The following is a 21,901-nucleotide window of genomic DNA, read 5'->3' as shown; positions in this document are numbered from 1 at the left end:
AGCCAACCTGAACGGAGGCGACGATGAACCGCGCCTATTCCATGCTCGATGTGAAGGCCGTCAGCGAAGACGAGCGGATCATCACTGGCATCGCGACCACGCCGACGCCCGACCGGATGGGGGACATCCTCGAACCCCTCGGCGCCGAGTTCGCCGCGGAACTCCCCGCCCTCTGGCAGCACAACCCCTATGAGCCTGTCGGCCACGTCCAACTGGGCAAGGCCACCTCGAAGGGCATCCCCTTCACCATCCGCATGGTCAAGACCGACGAGCCCGGCGCCCTGAAGGACCGGCTCGACGAGGCCTGGCAGTCGGTCAAGCTGAAGCTGGTCAAGGCCGTGTCGGTCGGCTTCCGGGCGCTGGAATACGCGCTCATGGAAGGCGGCGGCATCCGGTTCCTGAAGTTCGAAATCCTCGAGCTCAGCCTCGTGACCATCCCGGCCAACGCCGACTGCACCATCACCAGCATCAAGTCGATCGACTCCAACCTGCGGGCCGCGTCCGGCCAGCCGCAGGAGGAAGAGGTCGACCTGTCCGGGGCCACCCTCGTGGCTCCCGCCTCGCCCGGCGCTTCGGGCAAGCCAGCGAAGGCCATCCCGGTCGTCGCTCACTCGAAAGCGCCCAAGGAGGGCACGAAAATGAAGACCATCGCCGAACGCATCGCTGCGTTCCAAACCGCGCGCACCGAGAAGACGGCGCGCATGTCGGCCATCATGGAGGAGGCCGGCGACGAGACGCTGGACGCCGCCCAGGCCGAGGAGCACGACAACCTGGACGCCGAGGTCAAGGCCATCGACGCCCATATCGTGCGCCTGAAGGCGCAGGAGGCCAACTCGGCCGCCACCGCGCAGCCGGTCCAAGGCGTCTCGACCGAGGCCACGGGCTCCCAGGCCCGCGCCGCCTCGACCGTGCAGGTCAAGGCCCAGCCGAAGGCCGAGCCCGGCATCGAGTTCGCTCGCCTCGCCAAGGTGAAGGCCCTCGCCTTCCTCAGCCAGGGCGAGCTCCGCCAAGGCGACGTCGCCAAGTCGCTCTACGGCGAGAACTCGGTCGTCCACCGCATCGTCACCAAGGCGAACGTGGTCGCCGGCGCCTCGACCTCGGGCAACTGGGCCGAGGACCTGGTCGGCGACGAAACGGCGGTCTACGCCGACTTCGCCGAATACCTCCGTCCGATGACCATCGTCGGCAAGTTCGGCCAGAACGGCATCCCGAACCTGCGGCGCGTCCCGTTCCGCACGGCCCTGATCGGCCAGACCGGCGGCGGACAGGCCTACTGGGTCGGTGAGGGCAAGCCCAAGCCGCTGACCGCCTTCGACTTCAGCCGCACGTCCCTGGACGAGCTCAAGGTCGCCACCATCTCGGTCGTGACCGAAGAGCTGCTGCGGAAGTCGTCGCCGGCCGCCGATGCGATCCTTCGGGATGCGCTGGCCGCCGCCGTCGCCGAACGGATCGACATCGACTTCATCGATCCCGACAAGGCGGCCTCGGCCGGTGTCTCGCCCGCGTCGATCACCAACGGCGTGACCGCGGTCAACGCCACCGGCACCGGCGACGCGGACGACATCCGCGCCGATGTGCGGGCCCTGATGGCCACCTTCGTGGCGGCCAACAACCCGCCGACCTCGGGTGTCTGGATCATGTCCTCGGCCACAGCGCTCGCGCTGTCGCTGATGGTCAACCCGCTCGGCCAGCCGGAATTCCCGGGCCTGACCATGCGGGGCGGCACCTTCGTCGGCCTGCCGGTGATCGTGTCGGAATACGTCCCGACCGAGACCTCGGGCTCGCCGGCGGTCACCACGGGCTTCGTCGCCCTGGTCAACGCTTCCGACATCTACTTCGCGGATGAAGGCGGCGTGCAGGTCGACGTGTCGCGCGAGGCCTCGCTGCAGATGCTGGACAACCCGACCAACGACACCGTGACCCCCACGGCCACGTCGCTGGTCTCGATGTTCCAGACGAACAGCGTGGCCTTCCGCGCCGAGCGCATCCTGAACTGGTCCAAGCGCCGCACGTCGGCGGTGGCCCTGCTGGACAGCGTGGCCTGGGGCGGCTGATCGCCTCGATGAGTAAGGCCGGCCGGGGGTTCGCCCCGGCCGGCCCTTTTCGACCACGGGAGACGGGCATGAAGAACAGCCGCTACATGGATCGGGCCGCGGCCTCGCGTGACCCCCGCTTCGCCCGCGTTCTCGGAAAGCTGGGATATGAGCGCCGCGACATGGTCGCCCGCCCCGCGCCCATGCCGGCCGCCGCGCCGAGCGAGATCGAGGTGCTGCGCGAGGCATATCAGAAGGCTCTCGGCAAGCGCCCCTTCAACGGCTGGGACGCCACCACCCTGCGCGAGAAGATCGCCGCCGCGAAGAGCGGGGACTGATCCTTGGCGACGCAGGTTCAGCCGCGCAAGCCGGGCATTGTCGCCCGGGCCGCGATGGCCATCGTGAAGGCGGCGAACCTCGCCTCCGTGGCCGAGAGCCGCGGCTGGTTCCGCGTGTACGAGTCCTATCAGGGCGCCTGGCAGCAGAACGTCACCATCGACCGCAACCTCGTCCTGAGCTTCCACGCCGTCTACGCCTGCATGACGCTGATCGCCTCCGACGTGGCGAAGCTGCGCGTTAAGCTGGTGAAGCAGGACGCGGGGATCTGGACAGAGGCCGACAGCCCGGCCTATTCGCCGGTCCTGCGCAAGCCGAACCCGTGGCAGACCCGCATCCAGTTCTGGGAAGGCTGGATGCTGTCCAAGCTGATGCGGGGGAACGCCTACGTCCTCAAGCGCCGGGACGCCCGCAACGTCGTGGTGGCGCTCTATGTGCTGGACCCGAACCGCGTGACTCCGATGGTCGCCGATGACGGGTCGGTCTTTTACCAACTCCAGACGGACAATCTCGCTGGGATGCCCGCTGATGTCCTCGTTCCGGCGCGGGAGATCATCCACGACCGGATGAACTGCCTGTTCCATCCCCTCGTCGGCACCTCGCCGATCTACGCCTCAGGTCTGGCGGCGATGCAGGGGATGAACATCCTCGACAGTTCCGCTGCCTTCTTCGGCAACCGCTCGCAGCCGGGTGGAGTGCTGACCGCTCCGGGCTCCATCGCCGACGAAACGGCGACCCGGCTCAAGGAGACGTGGGAAACCAACTTCTCAGGCGAGAACGCGGGCCGAGTAGCCGTCCTGGGTGACGGGCTCAAGTATGAGCGCATGGCCATGTCGGCGGAGGAATCGCAGCTGATCGAGCAGCTGAAGTGGTCGGCGGAGGTGGTCTGCTCCACCTTCCACGTCCCGCCCTACAAGATCGGCATCGGCCAGATGCCGACCTACAACAACATCCAGGCGCTGAACGTCGAATACTATTCGCAGTGCCTGCAGAGCCTGATCGAGGCCGCCGAGCTCTGCCTTGATGAAGGGCTGGAGTGCCCGGCCGGCACTGGCACCGAGTTCGACACGGAAAACCTGCTCCGCATGGACAGCGTGACCCAGATGCAGGTGCTCAAGGAGGGCGCCGGCATCCTCAAGATCGACGAGATGCGCGCCAAGCTGGACAAGGGCCCGACCGAGGGTGGCGACGCCGTCTACCTCCAGCAGCAGAACTATTCCCTCGCCGCGCTGGCGCGACGGGATGCGGGGGCCGATCCGTTCGGCACGGAAGAGCCCGCACCGGCGCAGGCGGACCCCGCGAACGACAACGAGGCCGAGCTTCAGGCCGCCCGGGCGATGATCGCTCTCACGAAGGGGCTCTCGCATGTTCGACGGTAAGGCCTTCGGCGAGCAGATGGTGGAGGTGGTCAAGTCCTATGTGGACGAGGCCACTGCGCCCCTGCTGAAGCGGATCGAGGCGCAGGATCAAGAGATTGCCGAGCTGAAGAAGCGAGCGCCCGAGAAGGGCGATCCGGGTCCGGCTGGCCGTGACGGCGTCGATGGACAAGACGGGGAGGCCGGCGCGGCGGGCGCGGACGGCCGTGATGGCGTCGACGGCAAGGACGGAGCGGATGGAGCGCCGGGCGAAGCGGGCGCCCCCGGCGAACGTGGGCTGGACGGCAAGGACGGGCGGGACGGCGTCGGAGTGGCGGGGGCGGTGATCGACCGCGGGGGGAACCTGATCCTGACGCTATCGGACGGCTCAACCCGCGACCTCGGCCGCGTCGAGGGCAAGGATGGCCAGAATGGCGAGCGAGGCCCGGCGGGCTTCTCGCTGCGCGACTTCGACACGGAGTTCCGGCACGAGGACAAGGTGCTGGTGCTGAAGTTCTCCAGCGAGGACACCCTCGAAACCCACGAAATCTTCCTGCCCTACGTCCGCGACATGGGTGTCTGGAAGGAAGGGACCGAGTATCTGGAAGGCGACGGCGTGACCTGGGGCGGTTCGTTCTGGACCGCGCGGAAGACTACGGGCGGCAAGCCCGACGAGGGCGACTGGCGACTGGCCGTCAAGCGCGGCCGGGACGGCAAGGACTTCGCCGGCCCCCAAACCAAAGCGCCCGCGACGGTGAAGATCTGATGGTCGACCTCGTCACGCTCGAGCAGGTCAACCTGGCCCTCCGGCTGGACCTGACCCAGAGCGGCAGCCCGCTGGAGTTCACGGACGAGCGCACGCCCGACATCGAACTGAAGATCGCACAGGCGCAGTCGGCGGTGCTCCGGCACCTGAAGAGTCAAGCCGACGACGACTGGACCGCAGAGACCGCTCCACCTGAAGTGACCGCCGCCATCATTCTCGGCGTCAAGAGCCTGCTGGACGAGGAGAAGTCCGACATGCTGGCCCGACTGGCGACCGGTGTTCCGGGGCCCGACAATCCCATCGGGGCCCTGCTCTACCCCCTGCGAGACCCGGCTATCGCGTGATCGCCCTCGTCCTCGGCGGCGCCCCGACAGTCTGGAAAGACCTCGAGCGGGCCCGACGCCTGACCGCTGGCCTCCACACCATCATCGTGGCCACCAACTTCGCCGGTCGGGACTACGAGGGCCACATCGATGTCTGGGCGACCCTGCACCCCGAACTGTTCGCCGCGTGGCGTGCGGAGAGAGCCGAGAAGGCCCTGAACACAGACTACCGGGCCTTCGTGCACCGCAAGCACGGCGGACTCGCGGACATAGAGGTTCATCCGCTCGGCTGGTCCGGGTCGTCGGGGCTCTACGCCGCGCAGGTTGCGGTTCAGGCGCTGGACGCGTCAGGCGTGATCCTCTGCGGCGTCCCGATGGAGCGCGAGGCCGGGCATTACGTGACCCCCGGCGAGTGGTCGTTGGTCGAGAGATACAGGCCCGCATGGCTGGCGGCCAAGGACGCGGGCCTCCCGATCCGGTCGATGTCCGGCTGGACCGCTGAACAGTTCGGCTACCCCGACGGCTACACCCCCATTGAGGAGACCCCGACCATGCGCGTCAGGTTCACCGCTGATTTCGACTACACCCCCTCGGGCGAGCGCCGCGTGACCATCGCCTATCGGGCAGGGATGGAGCTCACCGTGAAGCGAGAGGCCGGCGAGGCCGCCGTGAGGGCGGGCAAGGCTGAAGAGCTCAGCGATCCCCTCGACCATGACGGCGACGGCAAGAAGGGCGGGGCGAAGAAGGCCGCGAAGGCCTGATGCCGGCCCCCAAGGGCGCGGGCGATCTGCGCCAGCGCGTGAAGTTCCAGCGCCGAGGCGAAGGCGACGACGGGTACGGCAACACCGCGACCGACTGGGCGGATATGGGCATCGCGCGCGCCTGCTCGCTGATGCCGACACGGGGCAATGAGGCGGTGCAGGCGGCGCGGCTGTCGGGGCTGGCGTCCTGGGACATCTGGGTCCGCAGCGACAGCGGAACGCGCAGACTTCAGGTCGGGGACCGCGCCATCAACGAGCGCGACGCCAGCCAGACCTTCAACATCGTGTTCATCGGGGACATGGACGGCCGACGCCAATGGCTGTTGATCCAGGCCACGACCGGCGGCGCCGATGGCTAACGAGGTCCAGGGCCTGAAGCGCCTTCAGGATCGCACGCAGCGCCTCCCCGAGGCCGCGCGCGAGCAGATGCGCCGCGCCAACGAGAAGAACGCGAGCGAGTTCAAGGCGAAGGTCGAGGCCATCGTTCCGCACACCGGGGACGACAAGGGCGGCGATCTGCGGTCGACACTGGTCATGGCGAAGACCGACAACGACACCGGCTACACGGTCTCCATTGGCGGGCCCGAAGCGCCTTATCCGCTGCACCTTGAGGCGGGGCACATGGGCCCGGATGGAAAGCCTGTTCCCGGCAAGCCCTTCTGGAACTCGGCCAAGCGCGTGTTGAAGAAGCGGGCCGCCGCCCGGGCGAGCCGGGCGCTGAACGCGGCGATCAGGCAGGCGAAGGCGGGAGGGTTCGATGATTGACCCTTCGCTGGCCATACAGGCCGCCATCGTCGCGGCCTTGAGGGCCCCCGCATCCGTTAAGGCCCTGATCGGCAACCCGGCGCGGGTCTATGACAGCGTGCCGACGGGAGCGGCCTTTCCTTACGTCTCGCTCGGCGCGTCGCAGGTTCTGAACGACGGCAACGGCTGCGGCGAACAGGCGGAGGTCTACCTCTCGCTGGATTGCTGGTCGCGCGCCGTGGGCTTCCCCGAGGTCCGTCAGATCGCCGCGGCAGTCTCTACCGCCCTTTCCTCTCCCCTGACGGTGACCGGCTACGTCGTGGTCATCCAGGACGTCGAGGACATCAACTACCGGCGCGACGCCGACGGGCTGACCAGCCGCGCGACGGTCGCGCTGCGCCTGTCGCTGGTCGCCTCCGCCTGATCCGCACCCCTGCGGTCAACCAGCCCTTCGTGGGCGCTCCTGCCTACAGAGAAAGGCTACTGCTATGTCCTTCGTTGACGTCGCCAATGGCGAAAACATCCTCGTGCAGATCAGCGACGGAGCCTCTCCCGAGGTCTTCGCCCACGACTGCCTGATCAACGGCGACCGGGGCATCAGCCTCACTGCCTCGACGATCACCAACACCGTGCCGGACTGCACCGACCCGAGCCTTCCGAGCAGGACCATGCGGGCCGTCGATGCGATCGACAGCTCGATCACGGGCGCCGGCAAGATGCACTCCTCGTCGGTGAAGACCTGGATGGACTGGCTGGTCTCCGGCGAGCCGAAGAACATCCGCGTCAAACACAACGTCACCGGCAAGTGGCAGGTCGCCGGCTCCTACCTGCTGACCGCCTTCAGCGTGAACGGCACGCCCAAGACCAACGCCGAGGTCTCGGTGACCCTCGAACAGGCCGACGCGCCGACCGTCTCGGCGGTCTCGTAATGAGCCGGACGGCGAAGGTCAGGCTGGTCTTCGACGAACCGCGCGACTTCCGGCTGGGCATCGCCCAACTGGAGGAACTGCAGGAGCGGACGGACGCCGGGCCGGAGGAAATCTTCAACCGGCTCGGCTCTCCCCGCTGGCGGGTGGCGGACGTTCAGCAGACGCTCCGCCTCGGCCTGATCGGCGCCGGGGAGCAAGTGGGCGTCGCGGCCCTGCTGGTCGAGCGCAATGCCAGCGAGGGACAGCTGATCCAGTGGCGGGATCACTGCCGCGCGATTCTGTTCGCCGCCATGGCTGGGGCTCCTGACGAGGCCGACGACTCGGAAAAGCCGAAGCGGCGGCGGAGGAAGACGGCCTCCCCCGCCGCAAAATCCGGTTCGGCCGGTACTACCAGTTAGGGGCGGCCATTGGGTTCACGCCCCAACAGGTCCGGGAGATGAGCCTCTGGGACCTCAGCCAGTCGTGGGTCGGCGGGAAGCGCGCCAATGGCGTGAAGGACGCGCCCAATGCGCCGTCCGATGAAGACTTCGAGCGAGCGGTAGCACTGGGGCGGTTGGATGGCTGAAGAGATCGCTCGCCTCACTACGGTGTGGGACGCCAACTTCCAGAAGCTCGACGAGAAGCTCAACAAGGTCATCCGCAGCCACTACGGCGCGGCGGCGAAGATCAAGAAGGACGCGGACACCTTCACGCGCCAACTGGAGGCCAAATACGGCCGCGTCGGCAAGGCGATGGGCAACGTCTTCAACGACAGCCGCATGGCCACGATCCAGGCCGGCGCGGGCCATCTTCGCATCTTCGGCTCGGCGCTGGAGCCGCTTGGCGTGGCGGGCCTCGCTGCTGCCGCCGGGGTGGCCGCGCTGGCGGTGGCGACGCAGCAGACCATCGCGGCGATGCGGTTCGCCGATGAGATTGATGACGCGGCGCAGAAGCTGAACGTCGGGACCAGCGCACTTCAAGAGTTCCGCTTCGCCATGACGGAAGTCGGCGGCGAGGCGGCCAACGCGGACGCGGCCATCGAGAAGTTCAACGAGGTGCTCGGTCAGGCGCAATCCGGCCTTTCCCCGCGGGCGCTCAAGGGGTTCAACGCCCTCGGCATAAGCAAGGAAACCCTCGACAGCTGGAGCAGCTTCGAGGACGCGATCCCGGAGGTGTCCCGCAGGATCAGCGAACTCGCCAAGGAGTCAGAGCGCGCGGCGGTCGCGGAGAAGCTGGGCCTCGGCGACATGCTCCCCCTGCTCCGCGAAGGGGCGGACGAGATGGACAACCTGCGCCAGAAGGCGCGGGACATGGGCATCGTCATGGATGCCGAGCTGGTCAAGAAGGGCGCGGACGCCAACCAGCAGTTCGAGACGCTCTCGCAGGTCATCAAGGTCCAGCTGACTTCGGCCTTTATCGAGTTGTCAGACGAGGTGGTCGGCTTCGTCCAGGTCATCGCGGACGCGCTCAATGCCCTGAATGACTTCATGGAGAAGTCGGCGCAGTTCAAGCGCATGACCGGCTCCGGGTTCGTCGAGGCGGCCCGCATGGGCACGGCGGACGGGCTGGTCCGGGGCGCCTTCCGTGCGGGGAACCGGCTGATCAATGGGCCGCGCGGCGCGGCCGGCGACAGCCTCGCGGACCCCTCGCCTGTCACCGCAGCCGACATGCGCGCGATCTTTGCGGACCCCCGCGGCGGGGGCGGCAGGCTCACCCCGCCCGCGGCCCGTGGCGGCGGCCGTGGAAACCGGGAAGCCGAGCAACGCGCCCGACGGCAGGAACAGTTCGAGAAGCAGCTCGACCGCGTGCAGATGGAGTTGCTGCGCGCCTACGATCACGAGTTCGAATCGATCAGCAGCGACGCCGGGAACAAGATCGCGCAGCTGAACGCCGAGCATGAGGCGAACCTGCGCGAGATCGCGGCGGCCGAGCGGGAATACATCGCGTCGAACGGGCTGCGCGGACTGTCCAAGACCGAAGCGGAGCAGCTGCGCGCGAAGCAGGAGGAACTGCGCGGGCTTGAGGAAAGCCGCATCAACTGGCGCGAGCGGCAGGACCTTGAGGAGTATCGCCTCCAGATCGAGGAACAGGCGGCGCAGATCCTCCTTGAGCATCTGGGGATCGAGCGCGACCTGGCCCTCACGGCGAGAGACCGTCACGAGGTCGAGAAGCGCATCCTCGCCCAGACCCTCAAGATGGAGCGGGACCGCCAGAAGGCGGACCTGGAGAACGACCCGAACATCGACGATGAGGAGCGGGCGCGTCGTCTGGCCGAGGGGGACCGGGGACGGCAGTCGCGCTACGGCGCCATGGATGCGGAGTCGCCCGGCGCCCGGGTTGGCCGCGACGTAGCGGAGGGCATCGCGGACGCCGCCTTCGATCCGGCGGAGTACGAAGAGGCGCTCGGCTACGTCGCCGAGCTCGAACAGGAAGGGGTGCTGAACCACCAGCAGGCGATGGAGGCCAAGGCCGAAATCGACGCGATGTATTTCGAGAAGCGCATCGCCCGCGAGCGCGGAATGCTCGACACGCTGGCGGGGCTTCAGAACAGCTCAATCAAGGAGCTGGCCGCCATCGGCAAGGCCGCCGCCCTCACTCAGGCGACCATCGACGGGTTCCTGGCCATTCAGAAGGCATGGGCGAGCGCGCCCTTCCCGCTGAACCTGCCGGCCGTGGCCGTCACGACTGCCGCCACGGCGTCCAATATCGCCGCCATCGCCGGCCTGAAGGACGGCGGCCCCGTCGTCGGTCCCGGCGGGCCGCGCGACGACAAGGTTTTGGTGTGGGGCTCCAACGGCGAGTTCATGGTCAACGCCCGGGGCGCTCGGCCGCAAAACCGGCCGTTCCTTGAGGCGGCCAACCGTGGCGCGGACCTGAGCAAGATGCTCCCGGCCTTCGCCGACGGCGGACTGGTCGGCCGCGTCAATGCGGCGACGGCGAGCGTTCCCGCTCTCGGAGCGCGTGGCGGTGGCTCCTCGGTGACCTTCGCTCCGGTGATCGACGCACGCGGCGCCGACATGGCTGCGGTGAGGCGTCTGGAGCGGGCGCTGGATGAGCAGCGCCGCAACTTCGCCTCGGAGGTCAACGCCGTGCGCGACCGCCGCCACAAGTTCAAGACGGGGAGCCGGCGCAAGTGACGATCACCCTCCCCCGCCTGCCTCGCGGGGCCGGATATGGTCTCCGCTTCGTCAGGGCTTCGGAAACCCAACGGTCCGGCAATGGGTCGCTGACCCCGCTGAACCGCGCCGGCGATCACTTCGCCGTCGAGGTCGATGTAGGGGCGCTGGAGACCGTCTGCGGGCGTGAGCTGCTGGCGGACCTCGCCCGGGGCATGGGCGAGCGCATCCGGGTTCCGATCCCCGAGCCGGGTGTCGACAAGGGCGCGCCGGGCTCCCCGCTGGTCAATGGGGCCGATCAGGCGGGCACGTCGCTGATCCTGGACGGGCTCACGCCGCACTATGTCATCCGCAAGGGCTGGTTCTTCACGGTCGAGACTCCGGACGGGCCGAGCGCGCACATCGTGACGGCGGAAACCATTGCGGACGCGACCGGGGCGGCGACGGTCAGCTTCTGGCCCTCCCTGTGGCTGGCCCCAGACGATGACGACGTGATCGAGCTCGCCGAGCCCTTCATCGAGGGGCTGATCGTCGATGAGGGCGACCAGACCTCTGGCCTTCTGGCGGCGGTCACGACTGACAGCTTCGTGGTCGAGGAAGGCTGATGCACGCCGACCTGATCGCCGCCTTGAGGGCAGGCTGGCCCATCGTCCACCTGGTGACGGTAACCCTGCCGGACCACACAATCCGCTGGATGCTGGAGCGCGGCTTCGTGAAGTGGGGGTCGGACCTCTACAAGTCGCGCGACGCCACCTATGGCGTGCTGGACTCGATCAGCGACATCACGGATGGGGTCGACGACGACGCTTCCCCGGTGTCGATCCGGATCATCCCGCCCGACCTGAGTTCGCTGGCGGCGCTGGCGGCTTCGGATGCGCAGGGCGGCTGGGTCACGATCCATCTGGCGGCGAAGAACCCGGCGACGGGCGCGCTGGTCAATGAGCCTTACCGGCTGTGGCTTGGCGAACTGGATCAGCCCCGCCTCATCACCGGCAAGACCCGCAAGCTGGAATACGACATCATCACCGGGGACGCCCGGGGGCTCCAACCGAACGAGGAACAGCGCCAGACCAATGCCCTCCGCAAGCTGATCTGGCCCGGCGAGCGGGGCGACGAATACGCGACCGAAGGGACCAAGTGGACCTACTGGCGCGAGGACGAGCCGCGGAACGCCATCGGCGTCCTGACCGGCAGAGCCGGCGACGAGGATAACAAGGCAATCCAGTTCAGCTATGAGCCGAACGCGCCGCTGGCCTTCCCCATCGGCCGTTTCGGCTTCGGCGGGACGGTGCGCTATCGCGTCGGCTATGGGCCAACGAACCGGTATCAGTCGCTGGCGGCGACATTCGGCGCCTCAGGGCCGATCAAGAGCGTCCTGGGCGTCTCCTTCGACGACGAGGCGACCACCTTCGACAGCGAGGACAGGGCGACCAATGGCGCCCATGCCGGGGAGATGTGGTTCTCCTACCTGCTGGGGGACCAGCCCTCGGCGGCGCTCACCAGCCCGGTCGGCACGAACGCCGAGGGAAGCCCCGCCCCGGGCTGGACGACGGATCACAAGCTGTCTGGCCGCCCTGCCTTCATGTGGACCGGCAAGGAGAACTCGAAGAAGGGCGAGTATCGCGGCGGCATCCCGAAGGTTGTCATCACCGGCGAGGGCCTGTTCGGCCATGACCCGCGCGACGAAGCGTCGGACCTGTCGGACCCGTCGACCTGGCCGTGGATGGACGAGGGCTGCATCGCCGCCCTGAACTGGACCATCGGGCGCTGGGAGGGGCCAAGCGAGGGCTCGCCTGTCACCTACGGCGTCCCCTACGCCTGCTGGCCTGTTGGGGGCATCGCAGCTCCCTTGGAGACCATCGACGTCGATGCCTTCACCGCCTGCGCCGACATCGCGGACGCAAACGGATGGAAGGCCGGCGGTGTCCCGTTCTCCGACGAGGACAAGAACGACGTGCTCGAAGATCTGCTCAAGGCTTCGGGCGCAGAGCGGGCGCGCAAGTGCGGGATGATCTCATGCATCTCGAACGGGGCCGTGGTGTCGAGCGTGTTGACCGCGACGGGCTCGGACACGGCCAAGCCCCCGGTCTTCTCGCTCGCCCCCTCCCGGCTGGACCGCAAGAACACCGGGATCGCCGACTTCCTGAGCGAGGATCACCGCTGGGAGCAGGCCCCAGTCGAGGCGATCACCAACCCGGACTGGGTTGAGGAAGACGGCGGCCGGCACACGGAGGGTTATTCCTACCGCTTCGTCCCCGACAAGGATCAGGCGGCGCAGCTGGTCTATCTCGAGATGGCCAACGCCCGCGAGAAGATCGCCGCCGACGTTCTCTTCAAGCCGTGGATGATGCAGCTGGAGCCCGGCCACGCCTTCGATTGGGCCGAGCCGGAATACCTGCTCGACGGGGTGAAGGTGCGGGTCCGCAAGCGCACCTGGTCCCCGTCGGACTGCACGGTCAAGATCGAGTTCCGCGAGGAGACGGACGCCAAGGTCGCGGCGGCTCTGGCGCAGACCGGCACAGCGCCGGGAGTCGGAACGCCCTCGACCCCGCCGGTGCGTCATGAGCTCGCCCGCTTCCCGGTCCGCCGCACGACATGGGATGAAACGGCGGACGTCGACTTCCCGACCAGCGCGACCGAGACGGAAATATCGATCCTTGAGCACAAGGCGTTCTTCAACAATGCCCCGCCCGAAGAGTTCAGCGCAGGGACCATCACGGGGCTGACGGGAGGGGTGCTCTACGGGGTCTTCGGCAAGGACGGCTCGACCTATGAGGCTGAGCCGTCACTGGCCCTGACGCATATGCTGGATGACAGCTGGGTGTTCATCGGCTGGCAGGCGACGCCGGACAGCGGGGGAGACTACCCGGAGCCCCCAACGCCCCCCGCTGGCTGGGGTGGAGACGGGCCGACGGTCTCGGACACCCGGGGCGCGGGCGACGCCATTCAGGCGGTGGACGATCTTGTCGAAGGCGTGTCGTCATTCACCACCCTGAAGGTCGGCGCGGCGATCATCGCCGAAAGCGGGGCCCTTGCCGAGGGCATCGTGAAGACCCCGGCACTGGACGACGGCGCGGCCAATCAGGTCGTCTCGCTGACCACGACGGGCGGAACAACGGTCGTGGCCGACACCCCGACTGTGGTCCAGAGCATCACCCTGACGGTCGTGGATGGCGAAGCGGTAGATCTGAACGGCCAGTATAGCTTCAGCCAGCTGACGGACAGCATTCAGCCCTTCATCCTCGGCTACTGGCTGAGGCAGGGCGAGGCGTCGCCGGTCTCGGTAAGCGTCCGGGTCGATGGAGCGGACATCACCGGAGCGGCCGGAGCCCGGCGCTACATTCTGGCCCCGGGCTTCCTCTCCGTGTTCGCCACCGATACGCCAGGCGCAGGCACCTACACCTGGGACCTCTACGCCCAGACGCCAGCCGGCGCGGACGACATCACGATCAGCCAGCGCTACGCCCGCGCGGTGACGGCGACCAAGCCATGAAGTTTGCGCTCTACGACCCCTCGACGGGGCAAATGAAGGCAATCCTGACCTGCTCGGAGCGTGTCGCCGATCTTCAGGCCCGCGAGGGCTTGGCGGTCCTTCCCCTGCCGGCAGACTTCACCGGCGACGACACGACCCACAAGATCATCGACGGCGCCCCCGCGCCGCTCTGACCACCCCGGACAACCCGCCATGAAACAAGCCACGCGAGGGGCCGAATGATCACGCCTGCACGAGTCGATCTCGTCGCCCAGCGGTGGAGCCCGTTCGTCGACATCACGGCCATCGAGGGGTTCGACTTCTCGGCCGCGACATTCGCCATGCACATCCGGCTCTATCGGGATGCGCCGGGTGACCCGCTGGTCGCGCTGGAGAACGCGGCATCTAACGCCGAGGGGATTTCGGTGAGCGTCGCCACGGTCGACGTGGAGGGCGTCGAGACGGTCGTCTCCTCCGTCCAGATCAGGATCAACGAGACGACGCTGGAGACACTCCTCCTCGGCTCCGCCGGGGCCGGCAAGGACGTGGCCCTCGTCTACGACCTCCACATCACCAGCACCGGCCTCGGCAAGGTTCGCTGGATGGAGGGCTCTTTCACCGTCAGGGCGGGCGCAACACAAAATGGCTGATCGTGTTCTCAGGGTTGTCGACAATCAGGTGAGGGTGTCGGTCGCCGGCGGGGCGCTGGTGGCCGCGCTCGCGGCTGCAGCGGCGTTGCCGTTCGCCGAGCGCGCGGAGGCTGCTGCCGACCGGGCAGAACCGGCGGCAGAAGCCGCCGAGGATGCCCGCGACCTCGCCCAGGGCTACGCCGCCGACGCGGCGCAGGTGTCCGGGGTCAACGTCCCGATCTATGCGACCCGCGCCTCAGCCGAGGGGTCCGACATCGCCGAGGCGGTGACCTCGATCACCCTTCAGGGCCATACGGTCGCCGGCGACCACCCCCCCGTCCCCATGACGGAGATCGACTTCGGGGCGGTGGACAAGCCATGGCACATCACCACCAACGTCAACACTCGGCGTTGGAAGCAGGTTACCGACGGCTTGATGGACTGCCGCCCGTTCGGGATTAAGCTCGACACGCTCAGCGCAGCGGCGTCGAACACCGGCAAGCTGCAAGACGTGTTCGATTGCTGCCAGGAAGAGGGCGGCGGCATCGGCGGCCGCATCCCCGGCAACGTCTATTTTGACGGTCAGGTGACGAGCGAGGCCCTGTCGCCGCTGGTGGTGCACGGCGTCATGACGTTCACTGGCGGCGGCGAGGACGCGCTGGTGTTCGGCGAGCCTGGAGCGCGGGTGATCCCGGCTCGGGACATGGTGGTGCCCAGCATCATTAACATCGAGCGGGCCGAACCCGACTATACTGATCAGTTCGCCGGCGTCGTGTTCCGCAACTGCTCGAACCACGTCGCGTGGATTTCGGTCGATAGCTTCTATCTGGGGGTGGACCACTACGCAGCAGGGTCCGCGACCCACTACAACAGTTTCTATCTCAAGCGGATCAACCGGGCCCAGATCGGTGTTCGCATCTGGGCCAAGAACGGCAGCGCGATCAATGAGAGCAATTGGTACGCAGGAGAATGGCAGAGCCCGCTGTCGTCCGCCGACGACGTGATTGGGGTCCAGTTCCGCAAGGACGCGGGCGGCTTCGTCATCAACAGCCACAAGTTCTGGGGCCCGTCGTTCGAGATGAGCAACGCGGGCGCCGGAGACGCCGTGCTCATCAACGGCTACTCGCCCGACGGCGAAACGACCATTGCGCGCAACTGCATGTTCTACGGAATGCGGTGGGAAAACCCTGACAAGCTGATCTCCGGTGACGGCATCACCTCATTCTATTTCGGTCTGTCCTACACCGCGATCGCCGGCGCGACGCTGGCCACGGCCGCGCTCAAGCCTGATAACGGGGCGGCCCGGCTTCGGCTAATGGCCAACACCTTCGACTTCAGTCGCGACGGCCCTTACGGCTGGGGCGAACCCGTCAAGATCGGAGAGGTTGGGCGCCGGCATGTCGTCGGCCAGACGCCTTCGGCGACCCTTCTGACCACCAAGCCTGCCCGGGGCTGCATCTACGTCGCGGAGCCGACTTACAAGCTGGTGTTCCACAACGCCACGGTCAGCCTGAAACACGGCTCTGTCGTCGTTTCGACCGGCCAGAAGGTCATTTTCGGGATGCTCTTCGACCTGCGAACGGCGGGCGAGGACTACAACCGCCGCATCACGGTCAAGGTGCACACGACGACGGCCGGCGGACGCATTGCGGCCGTCTGCTACGACGCCAGCTTCAACCGGCTGGAGGACGCCGAGGATTGCTCCCTCGCGTTTAACGCCTCCAACGGCCTGTTCCGCCAGGGTGCCGACCTGACGGTCATCAGCAATGAGGCCGAGGTGCTGTTCGGCCCTGACGTGGCCTATGTGATCCTGGGCGTCGCTGGCGGGACCGCCGCCGCAGATTTCAAAAAGGTAGAGTTCTTCGCCCCCATCGGGGCGGACATGGGTGTTTGCTACGATCCCGAGGTCGTCACCGGAATCGGCGTGTCGACGGTCAACAGCATCGCGGTAGCCCCGATGATCGACACCGATCAGCCGCTGGCGACACAGCTTCCGACCGAGCCCGCGGATACCACGCCCGGCACCGGCAACTCCTACCCGTTCGGCCTCAAGGTCATGAACGTCGACCCGACCAACGCGGAGGCCCCGGGCTGGATGCGCGGCGCGACGTGGATTCCCGACGGTGAGAGGGGCGGTGTGGTCGCGGATGTGGGCAACTCGGCGGCGACCCTCACCGTCAACTCGTCCAAGGTCACTCAGATCTGGAACACGCCGCTGACCGCGGACCGGGCGGTGACGCTCTCGACTACGGGGGCGGTCGAGGGGGCCAAGTTCGTCATCGTGCGCACGGCAGCGGCGACGGGCGCGTTCAATCTGAACGTCGGGACGGGACCGCTGAAAGCCCTCGCCGCGGGGTCGCGCTGCGAGGTGACGTATAACGGCTCGGCTTGGGTGCTGACTGGCTACTCGACCCTCTGAGCCGCCCGGTGAGGCGCCCTGAGATGCGCTCGATGACAACGGCCAGCAGGAACGCGGCGGCGACCGCCGCTGCTGGGGTTAGGCCCGAGGTCAGCAAGGGATAGTGAACAGCGTAAAGCCCGTAAGATATGGGGGCGATCGCCACGAACGGCGCGAAAAACCACCCGGGCGCGGACCGGCCAATGCGCTGCCATGTCAACGCCGCCGCTGAGAAGAGGAGTGCCGCTCCGAAGTGGCGCAGTTCCAACACCGGGAAGTCGACCGTGCTGGAAACGGGCCGCAGATGCAGCGCGAAGGCGACCGTTGCCCCTGTGGCGCAGACTAGCGCTGCGAGCAGAGGATTGCGGTTCCCCCGCTCAGCCTCCGCGAATCCGACGCCGATCCACCAGACCATGAAATAGGCGAGGAAGCGGAAGCCCTGAAACGGAAGCAGGAGCATAGCCGCGAGACCGACGCTGGACGCGACGAGCGCCACCGCATGAGGCCGTCCTGTTCGCATGGCGGCCGCGTAGGCGACGTAGAAGAACACCTCGTAGGACAGCGACCACAGCGGCGCGTTGCCCATATAGGGGGTGACGATGCCGCCCTCTCTGGCCCGATCCTGGAGCATAAGCAGGTTGCCTGCCAGCGAAGCCAGGTCGGGCGGCAGCAACGCGCCAGCGGACACCGACGCGCAGGCGTAGGATAGGGCCAAGGCGAAGAAGAAGATCGGATAGATGCGGAGCACCCGGGCGATCGCGTACTTCCGGAGCGCTCCGGGCCACGACCGATGGATGACGTAGCCGGACACCAGGAAGAACAAGATCACGGCCTCTTGGCCAAACCGGAACGGCAACGCCACGAAGGGATGGATCGCCTCCAGCGGGAGGGCGTGGTGCAGAAGGACGTAGAGGGCCGCGAAGCCTCGCAAAGCCTCAAGCTCAACGAGCTTCGATTGGACCTGCACTAGACAGCTCTCAGGGCGGCCGGCGGGTGAACCATCGGGCGGGCCGGATTGCCGACGACGGTCGTTCCGGGCGGAACGTCCCTTGTGACAACGGCGCCCATTCCTACGACCGCGCCCTTGCCGATGCGGAGGGGGCGATCGCGGGTGCCGTGACGCAGCACCGCCCCCGTCCCGATATAGACGTCGTCTTCGACGATGGTGTTGCCGTTGATCCCGACGCGGGGCCCAACGGTCACGAAATCCCCGACGACACAGTCGTGGGCGACGTAGGAGTAGATGTTGGCGTGGAAGTGCCGGCCGATCCGAGCGGATGCGGTGACCGTCGTGAACGCACACAGGATGGCGCCCTCCCCGATCTCGACGCCCGGCCCGATGATTGCGGTCGGGCTGATCAGTTGCCCGGTGTTCTGCAGCCGCGCAGCGAGCCTCCTGCGGATTTGGCCGTCGGCTATCGCAATTACGATTGGGCGGTCGCCGACGTCCTGCAAGCGGACAACTCGCACGCCTTCGACTGATGTGCCGATCTCGGCCGGGTCATCGGAAACGAAAAGGGGCTCCGGTCCCGCGAAGGGTAGCAACTCTCGCCCGAAACCGCCGCTGCCGTAGATCGCAACCGTCATGGCCAACCCTCCAGGCCAAGAAGCTAGGCCCCGCTCAATTCGCTGCCAACCGAAAAACTGCCAGTCGATTTCGGCTGCCCCACCCAGTCCAAGGAGCCGCCAGTGTCAGCAGGCGACGAGATCATGATGCCGGTGGCGAAGCCGGAGGCTGTCAGCATGGCCGAAATCCACGCCCTACGGCAGATCAGCGACGCGCTGACGGCGACAAACCAGAGCCTGCAGAACCTGGCCCATGATGTCCGGGAGGTGCGGACGGACGTGAAAGAGGTCCGGGAGAAGGTGATCCGCATGGAGGGGGAAGACCTGAAGGCGCAGCTGCGCGAGACCCGCAAGGAACTTCGCGATCTGGCCAAGGACGTGAACGACCTTCAGACCGTGCGGGACCGACAGGCAGGCGCTCTGAGCGTCGGCGGCTGGATCGCGAAATACGCCCCGTGGCTGGTGGCCATCTTCATGGCCGGGCTGGCGGGGCTCGGGATCAAGACAGGAGCGAGCGGATGAAGGCCTTCCTCGACGCGATCGCCCACTTCATCGGCGAGATCGCCCGACCCTTCGCCATCATGACGACGGCCTATGCCGCGTCCCATGCGACCATCCTCATCGCCGGCAAGGTCGAGAACGGTAACGACGGGGCGATCTTCGCCGGGGCCTACTTCCTCGGCGTCGGGACGCTGTTCCTCGGCAAGGCGGCCGAGATCATCAGTGCGGGCCGACACAGACGGGATGTCGACGTAGCGCAGGCGACCGGCAGCGCTCCTGGCCCTCAAGAGGTGGTGGTGACCAACTCCCCTGCCGACCCGGTGCAGGTCGAGCAGACCCGGCCCTAACCCGATACAGCCGACGAAGGCCCGAACCAGGCCGCGCCCGCGATGGCGAGGATCACCAGGAAGATCAGCAGGCCCGACACTCCGACACATCCCAGCCGGGACAGGGCGGCGCGTACCCGTTCGCTCGGCGTCAGCGGCGGAACGGGGTCGGGCAGGTCGGACCACGGCATAGCTCAGCCTCTCACGGCGAGCAGACCTCGACAATCAGGAGAAGATCCATGCTCGACGCTCGCAAGCTGCAACGAAACCTGGGCGTCGCTGACGACGGGATCATCGGCGCTGGGACGCTGCGAGCCCTGTTCGCCCGCTTCGGCGCCAGTCCGTCCATCGCCGGCGAGCTCGGCATGGCGGCCAATGTCCGCTTTCGGACCTACGGCATCCTCGATACCGGCCTCCGCCTCGCGCACTTCATGGGCCAGTGCGCTCACGAGTCCGGCGGCTTCCGCTACATGGAGGAGATCGCCAGCGGTCAGGCCTACGAAGGCCGGGCGGACCTCGGCAACACCCAGCCGGGCGACGGGAAGCGATACAAGGGCCGCGGGCCAATCCAGCTGACCGGGCGAGCGAACGCGCGCTTCTATGGCCGAAAGTGCGGGATCGACTTCGAGAACCATCCCGAGCTGATGGCCATCCCGTCGATCGGCATCCTCACGGCCTGCATGTATTGGGACCAGAACGGCCTCAATGCCTACGCGGACCGCGACGAAGGCACCGCCATCGGCAACGGCATCAACCGCGGCAACCCCAAGAGCGACAGGCAGCCGAACGGCGCGGCTGACCGCATCGTGCGGACGGCCGTCGCCAAGAGCCTGATCCTGTGACCCCCCGCTTCACTGTCCGCACCATCTGCGGCCTGCTCTTCATCGCCCTGTGTGTCGCTGCGGTGATCGGGGCGGGGTGGATGGCTGACCAATGGAGATTCAGATGACCAATCCTTTCCGGGCCCTGTCTCGAGCCGCGTGGCTGGTGATCGCAGCCTGTGTCGCGGTCCTGCTGCTGCTCGGCTACTGCGCCCTCACGGAGAGCCGCAGGAACGCCGCTGACGCCGAGAAAGCCCGCTCCGGCCAGATTGTAGCCGAAGGGGGCCAAGCCGCTGCCGTGGACGCTCTGGGGGCCTCAGAGAAGGCCGCTGACGCCCGGGCCGCATCCGATCAACTCACTGGAGCCAACCGCGATGAAATCCTCTCTGCGCCCGGCGCTGACGCTTCTGTCGGCAACGTCTCTGATGCTGGCTTGCGGAGCCTGTGTCGGAGGCCCTCGTATGTCGACAGTCCTCGCTGCCGTGCAATGCGGGCCGCTGGTTCCTGACAGCCTGCGCCGAGACGTTCCGGGCGCCGATCTCCCGGCAGACGATACGGCGGGCGCCTGGGTTGCCTTCGCCGACGCTCAGACCGGCCGGCTCGATGTCGCCAATGCGAACAAGCGGGCCGTGGTCGAGATCGTGGACGCCTGCGACCGCCAGCAGGAGAGCATCCGGCAGGCGCTGACGCCCGAGCCGTGGTTCAAGCGCCTCTGGCCCGGCTAGGAACCAGGCCCTACCCTATCCAGTTGAGGCAGCCTCCGGGTTGCTTGACGAGGCCCCACTGGCTTAGGCCGGTGGGGCCTTTTCTATGTCCGCAACCCTGACCCATCGCGCGCCCTCGTAGCTGGCGGCTCCGCCCGCCATTTCGGTGAAGCGGTGGCCGGTGCAGAACCCGCTCGACCAGACTTCAACCGTCGCGGGCTGACCGTCGAACATTCGAAGACGACCAACTGCGATGCGCCCCCGACCGCGGCCCCGCCAGTGCGCGCTTTCAACGGCGGTGAAGAAGGCCGGCACGCCCTCAGGGAGCACGTCACGCAGAGCCGCGTCGATGTAGGCGCCGGCGGTCAACGCTGGCGCTCCGGGTTGTTCGGGTGGCGCGCCCAGAGCTGCTGGCCGAGCCGCTGGAGTCCGGGCTCTAAGGCGTTGGCGATTTTCTTCGCCTCAAGGCGGGGGCTTTCGCCCCCGCACCGGCGGCAGACCCCGTAGGGGCCCGGCTCATACTTGTGGTCGAGGCAGACCATCAGGCGTCACCCGACGCTTTGCGCGAGGCGATCACGAAGGCGTCGCGGAGCTTTTGCGCCAGCTCTTGAACGGTGTGGCCGCCGTCCTTCAGCATCTCTTGCGCCCACTCCCCGAGGGTCGGGCTGACGTAGGCAAGGGTTTCGATGAAATCCACCGAGTCCATGTCGGCGAATATGTCGGTGCGTCCGTTGATGGTGATCATGGCTTGTCTCCGTAAGCGATAACGGATATGTAAGCGATAACGGATACCCCGTCAATAAGAGATATCGCTTTTTATGCAGCCGTTGCCCGACAAAGCGATACCGGCTATCGCGCCCCGCATGGGGAGACCATCGCTAGGTGTGAAGCCGACGCTCGTTCGCCTGCCTACAGGCATGGTGGAGCGGATTGACACGCTCATGGGGCCGAACAAGCGAGCCGTCTTTATACGGGAGGCGGTGGAGGCGGAGCTAGCCCGCCGGGAACGCGCCAAGCCCTAGCGCGCTCGTCCTGCATGAAAGTCGCCCCTCACCGCATCCAATGCCCCACCTGCTCCCGGGTGATCGACATGCGATCACCGGATCAGGTCATGGCTCATGAGGCGGCTTGCCCCTCGGCCA

The 21,901-nt window shown here is 67.2% G+C and carries 27 protein-coding genes; 22 read left to right on the top strand and 5 right to left on the bottom strand.

Going from position 1 to position 21,901, the window contains the following annotated elements:
- The first annotated feature begins 23 nt into the window (after positions 1-23).
- From VEA98_RS00410 to VEA98_RS00325, 18 genes are all read left to right on the top strand, one after another.
- A complete protein-coding gene (locus VEA98_RS00410) occupies positions 24-2,054 on the top strand; it encodes a phage major capsid protein (protein WP_324809985.1) in 2,031 nt (676 codons plus the stop codon).
- 68 nt (positions 2,055-2,122) lie between these two features.
- Positions 2,123-2,371: a hypothetical protein gene (locus VEA98_RS00405; RefSeq protein ID WP_324809984.1), complete on the top strand. Its 249-nt coding sequence runs from the start codon at positions 2,123-2,125 to the stop codon at positions 2,369-2,371.
- Between the two features lie 3 nt (positions 2,372-2,374).
- On the top strand, positions 2,375-3,748 hold the full coding sequence (locus VEA98_RS00400) for a phage portal protein (RefSeq protein WP_324809983.1): 1,374 nt from the start codon (positions 2,375-2,377) through the stop codon (positions 3,746-3,748).
- Positions 3,735-4,490 carry a hypothetical protein gene (locus tag VEA98_RS00395; protein ID WP_324809981.1) on the top strand — a complete coding sequence of 252 codons (756 nt, stop codon included), beginning with the start codon at positions 3,735-3,737 and terminating at the stop codon, positions 4,488-4,490. The genes VEA98_RS00400 and VEA98_RS00395 overlap by 14 nt, the downstream gene beginning before the upstream one ends.
- Positions 4,490-4,834 carry a hypothetical protein gene (locus VEA98_RS00390; RefSeq protein ID WP_324809979.1) on the top strand — a complete coding sequence of 115 codons (345 nt, stop codon included), beginning with the start codon at positions 4,490-4,492 and terminating at the stop codon, positions 4,832-4,834. The genes VEA98_RS00395 and VEA98_RS00390 overlap by 1 nt, the downstream gene beginning before the upstream one ends.
- Positions 4,831-5,574 carry a hypothetical protein gene (locus tag VEA98_RS00385; protein WP_324809978.1) on the top strand — a complete coding sequence of 248 codons (744 nt, stop codon included), beginning with the start codon at positions 4,831-4,833 and terminating at the stop codon, positions 5,572-5,574. The genes VEA98_RS00390 and VEA98_RS00385 overlap by 4 nt, the downstream gene beginning before the upstream one ends.
- Positions 5,574-5,933: a head-tail adaptor protein gene (locus VEA98_RS00380; protein WP_324809976.1), complete on the top strand. Its 360-nt coding sequence runs from the start codon at positions 5,574-5,576 to the stop codon at positions 5,931-5,933. Before VEA98_RS00385 ends, VEA98_RS00380 begins: the two co-directional genes overlap by 1 nt.
- Positions 5,926-6,339 carry an HK97 gp10 family phage protein gene (locus VEA98_RS00375; RefSeq protein WP_324809975.1) on the top strand — a complete coding sequence of 138 codons (414 nt, stop codon included), beginning with the start codon at positions 5,926-5,928 and terminating at the stop codon, positions 6,337-6,339. Before VEA98_RS00380 ends, VEA98_RS00375 begins: the two co-directional genes overlap by 8 nt.
- Positions 6,332-6,742 carry a DUF3168 domain-containing protein gene (locus VEA98_RS00370; protein ID WP_324809974.1) on the top strand — a complete coding sequence of 137 codons (411 nt, stop codon included), beginning with the start codon at positions 6,332-6,334 and terminating at the stop codon, positions 6,740-6,742. The genes VEA98_RS00375 and VEA98_RS00370 overlap by 8 nt, the downstream gene beginning before the upstream one ends.
- Before the next feature lie 64 nt (positions 6,743-6,806).
- Positions 6,807-7,247 carry a phage tail tube protein gene (locus VEA98_RS00365; protein ID WP_324809972.1) on the top strand — a complete coding sequence of 147 codons (441 nt, stop codon included), beginning with the start codon at positions 6,807-6,809 and terminating at the stop codon, positions 7,245-7,247.
- Positions 7,247-7,645 (top strand): gene transfer agent family protein, encoded by a 399-nt coding sequence (locus VEA98_RS00360; RefSeq protein WP_324809969.1) that lies wholly within the window; start codon positions 7,247-7,249, stop codon positions 7,643-7,645. The genes VEA98_RS00365 and VEA98_RS00360 overlap by 1 nt, the downstream gene beginning before the upstream one ends.
- Positions 7,646-7,683: 38 nt before the next feature.
- Positions 7,684-7,812 carry a hypothetical protein gene (locus tag VEA98_RS00355; protein ID WP_324809967.1) on the top strand — a complete coding sequence of 43 codons (129 nt, stop codon included), beginning with the start codon at positions 7,684-7,686 and terminating at the stop codon, positions 7,810-7,812.
- On the top strand, positions 7,805-10,363 hold the full coding sequence (locus VEA98_RS00350; protein WP_324809965.1) for a hypothetical protein: 2,559 nt from the start codon (positions 7,805-7,807) through the stop codon (positions 10,361-10,363). Before VEA98_RS00355 ends, VEA98_RS00350 begins: the two co-directional genes overlap by 8 nt.
- Complete coding sequence (locus VEA98_RS00345) at positions 10,360-10,947, top strand: hypothetical protein (RefSeq protein WP_324809962.1); 588 nt, start codon at positions 10,360-10,362, stop codon at positions 10,945-10,947. The genes VEA98_RS00350 and VEA98_RS00345 overlap by 4 nt, the downstream gene beginning before the upstream one ends.
- Positions 10,947-13,835 (top strand): hypothetical protein, encoded by a 2,889-nt coding sequence (locus VEA98_RS00340; protein WP_324809960.1) that lies wholly within the window; start codon positions 10,947-10,949, stop codon positions 13,833-13,835. The genes VEA98_RS00345 and VEA98_RS00340 overlap by 1 nt, the downstream gene beginning before the upstream one ends.
- Positions 13,832-14,008: a hypothetical protein gene (locus VEA98_RS00335; protein ID WP_324809958.1), complete on the top strand. Its 177-nt coding sequence runs from the start codon at positions 13,832-13,834 to the stop codon at positions 14,006-14,008. Before VEA98_RS00340 ends, VEA98_RS00335 begins: the two co-directional genes overlap by 4 nt.
- 45 nt (positions 14,009-14,053) lie before the next feature.
- Positions 14,054-14,464, top strand: coding sequence for a hypothetical protein (locus VEA98_RS00330; protein ID WP_324809956.1), 411 nt, complete (start codon positions 14,054-14,056; stop codon positions 14,462-14,464).
- A complete protein-coding gene (locus VEA98_RS00325) occupies positions 14,457-16,862 on the top strand; it encodes a hypothetical protein (RefSeq protein ID WP_324809955.1) in 2,406 nt (801 codons plus the stop codon). Before VEA98_RS00330 ends, VEA98_RS00325 begins: the two co-directional genes overlap by 8 nt.
- On the opposite strand, the gene VEA98_RS00320 is transcribed toward VEA98_RS00325, so the two are convergent.
- Together VEA98_RS00320 and VEA98_RS00315 are read right to left on the bottom strand one after the other, a co-directional pair.
- A complete protein-coding gene (locus VEA98_RS00320; protein WP_324809952.1) occupies positions 16,753-17,808 on the bottom strand; it encodes an acyltransferase in 1,056 nt (351 codons plus the stop codon). The genes VEA98_RS00325 and VEA98_RS00320 overlap by 110 nt on opposite strands.
- Entirely contained in the window at positions 17,808-18,428 is a 621-nt protein-coding gene (locus VEA98_RS00315) for an acetyltransferase (RefSeq protein ID WP_324809950.1), read from the bottom strand. The genes VEA98_RS00320 and VEA98_RS00315 overlap by 1 nt, the downstream gene beginning before the upstream one ends.
- 102 nt (positions 18,429-18,530) lie before the next feature.
- On the opposite strand from VEA98_RS00315, the gene VEA98_RS00310 reads away from it, so the two are divergent.
- Together VEA98_RS00310 and VEA98_RS00305 are read left to right on the top strand one after the other, a co-directional pair.
- Complete coding sequence (locus tag VEA98_RS00310) at positions 18,531-18,929, top strand: hypothetical protein (protein ID WP_324809948.1); 399 nt, start codon at positions 18,531-18,533, stop codon at positions 18,927-18,929.
- The gene (locus VEA98_RS00305; RefSeq protein ID WP_324809946.1) at positions 18,926-19,255 is read left to right on the top strand and encodes a hypothetical protein; all 330 of its coding nucleotides are present in this window, start codon (positions 18,926-18,928) and stop codon (positions 19,253-19,255) included. Before VEA98_RS00310 ends, VEA98_RS00305 begins: the two co-directional genes overlap by 4 nt.
- Here VEA98_RS00305 and VEA98_RS00300 read toward each other — a convergent pair.
- Complete coding sequence (locus VEA98_RS00300) at positions 19,252-19,425, bottom strand: hypothetical protein (protein ID WP_324809944.1); 174 nt, start codon at positions 19,423-19,425, stop codon at positions 19,252-19,254. The two genes, VEA98_RS00305 and VEA98_RS00300, sit on opposite strands and share 4 nt — an antisense overlap.
- Before the next feature lie 48 nt (positions 19,426-19,473).
- Here VEA98_RS00300 and VEA98_RS00295 point away from each other — a divergent pair, with 48 nt between their 5' ends.
- Positions 19,474-20,076 (top strand): glycoside hydrolase family 19 protein, encoded by a 603-nt coding sequence (locus VEA98_RS00295; RefSeq protein WP_324809942.1) that lies wholly within the window; start codon positions 19,474-19,476, stop codon positions 20,074-20,076.
- Positions 20,077-20,516: 440 nt separating this feature from the next.
- The gene (locus VEA98_RS00290) at positions 20,517-20,780 is read left to right on the top strand and encodes a hypothetical protein (RefSeq protein WP_324809939.1); all 264 of its coding nucleotides are present in this window, start codon (positions 20,517-20,519) and stop codon (positions 20,778-20,780) included.
- Positions 20,781-20,843: 63 nt separating this feature from the next.
- On the opposite strand, the gene VEA98_RS00285 is transcribed toward VEA98_RS00290, so the two are convergent.
- Together VEA98_RS00285 and VEA98_RS00280 are read right to left on the bottom strand one after the other, a co-directional pair.
- The gene (locus tag VEA98_RS00285) at positions 20,844-21,128 is read right to left on the bottom strand and encodes a hypothetical protein (protein WP_324809936.1); all 285 of its coding nucleotides are present in this window, start codon (positions 21,126-21,128) and stop codon (positions 20,844-20,846) included.
- Positions 21,129-21,300: 172 nt separating this feature from the next.
- A complete protein-coding gene (locus tag VEA98_RS00280; RefSeq protein ID WP_324809933.1) occupies positions 21,301-21,504 on the bottom strand; it encodes a hypothetical protein in 204 nt (67 codons plus the stop codon).
- Between the last annotated feature and the right edge of the window lie 397 nt (positions 21,505-21,901).

The sequence above is a fragment of the Brevundimonas sp. genome (assembly GCF_035627055.1).
GTDB lineage: Bacteria > Pseudomonadota > Alphaproteobacteria > Caulobacterales > Caulobacteraceae > Brevundimonas.
This window is presented reverse-complemented; position numbering and strand designations above follow the sequence as displayed.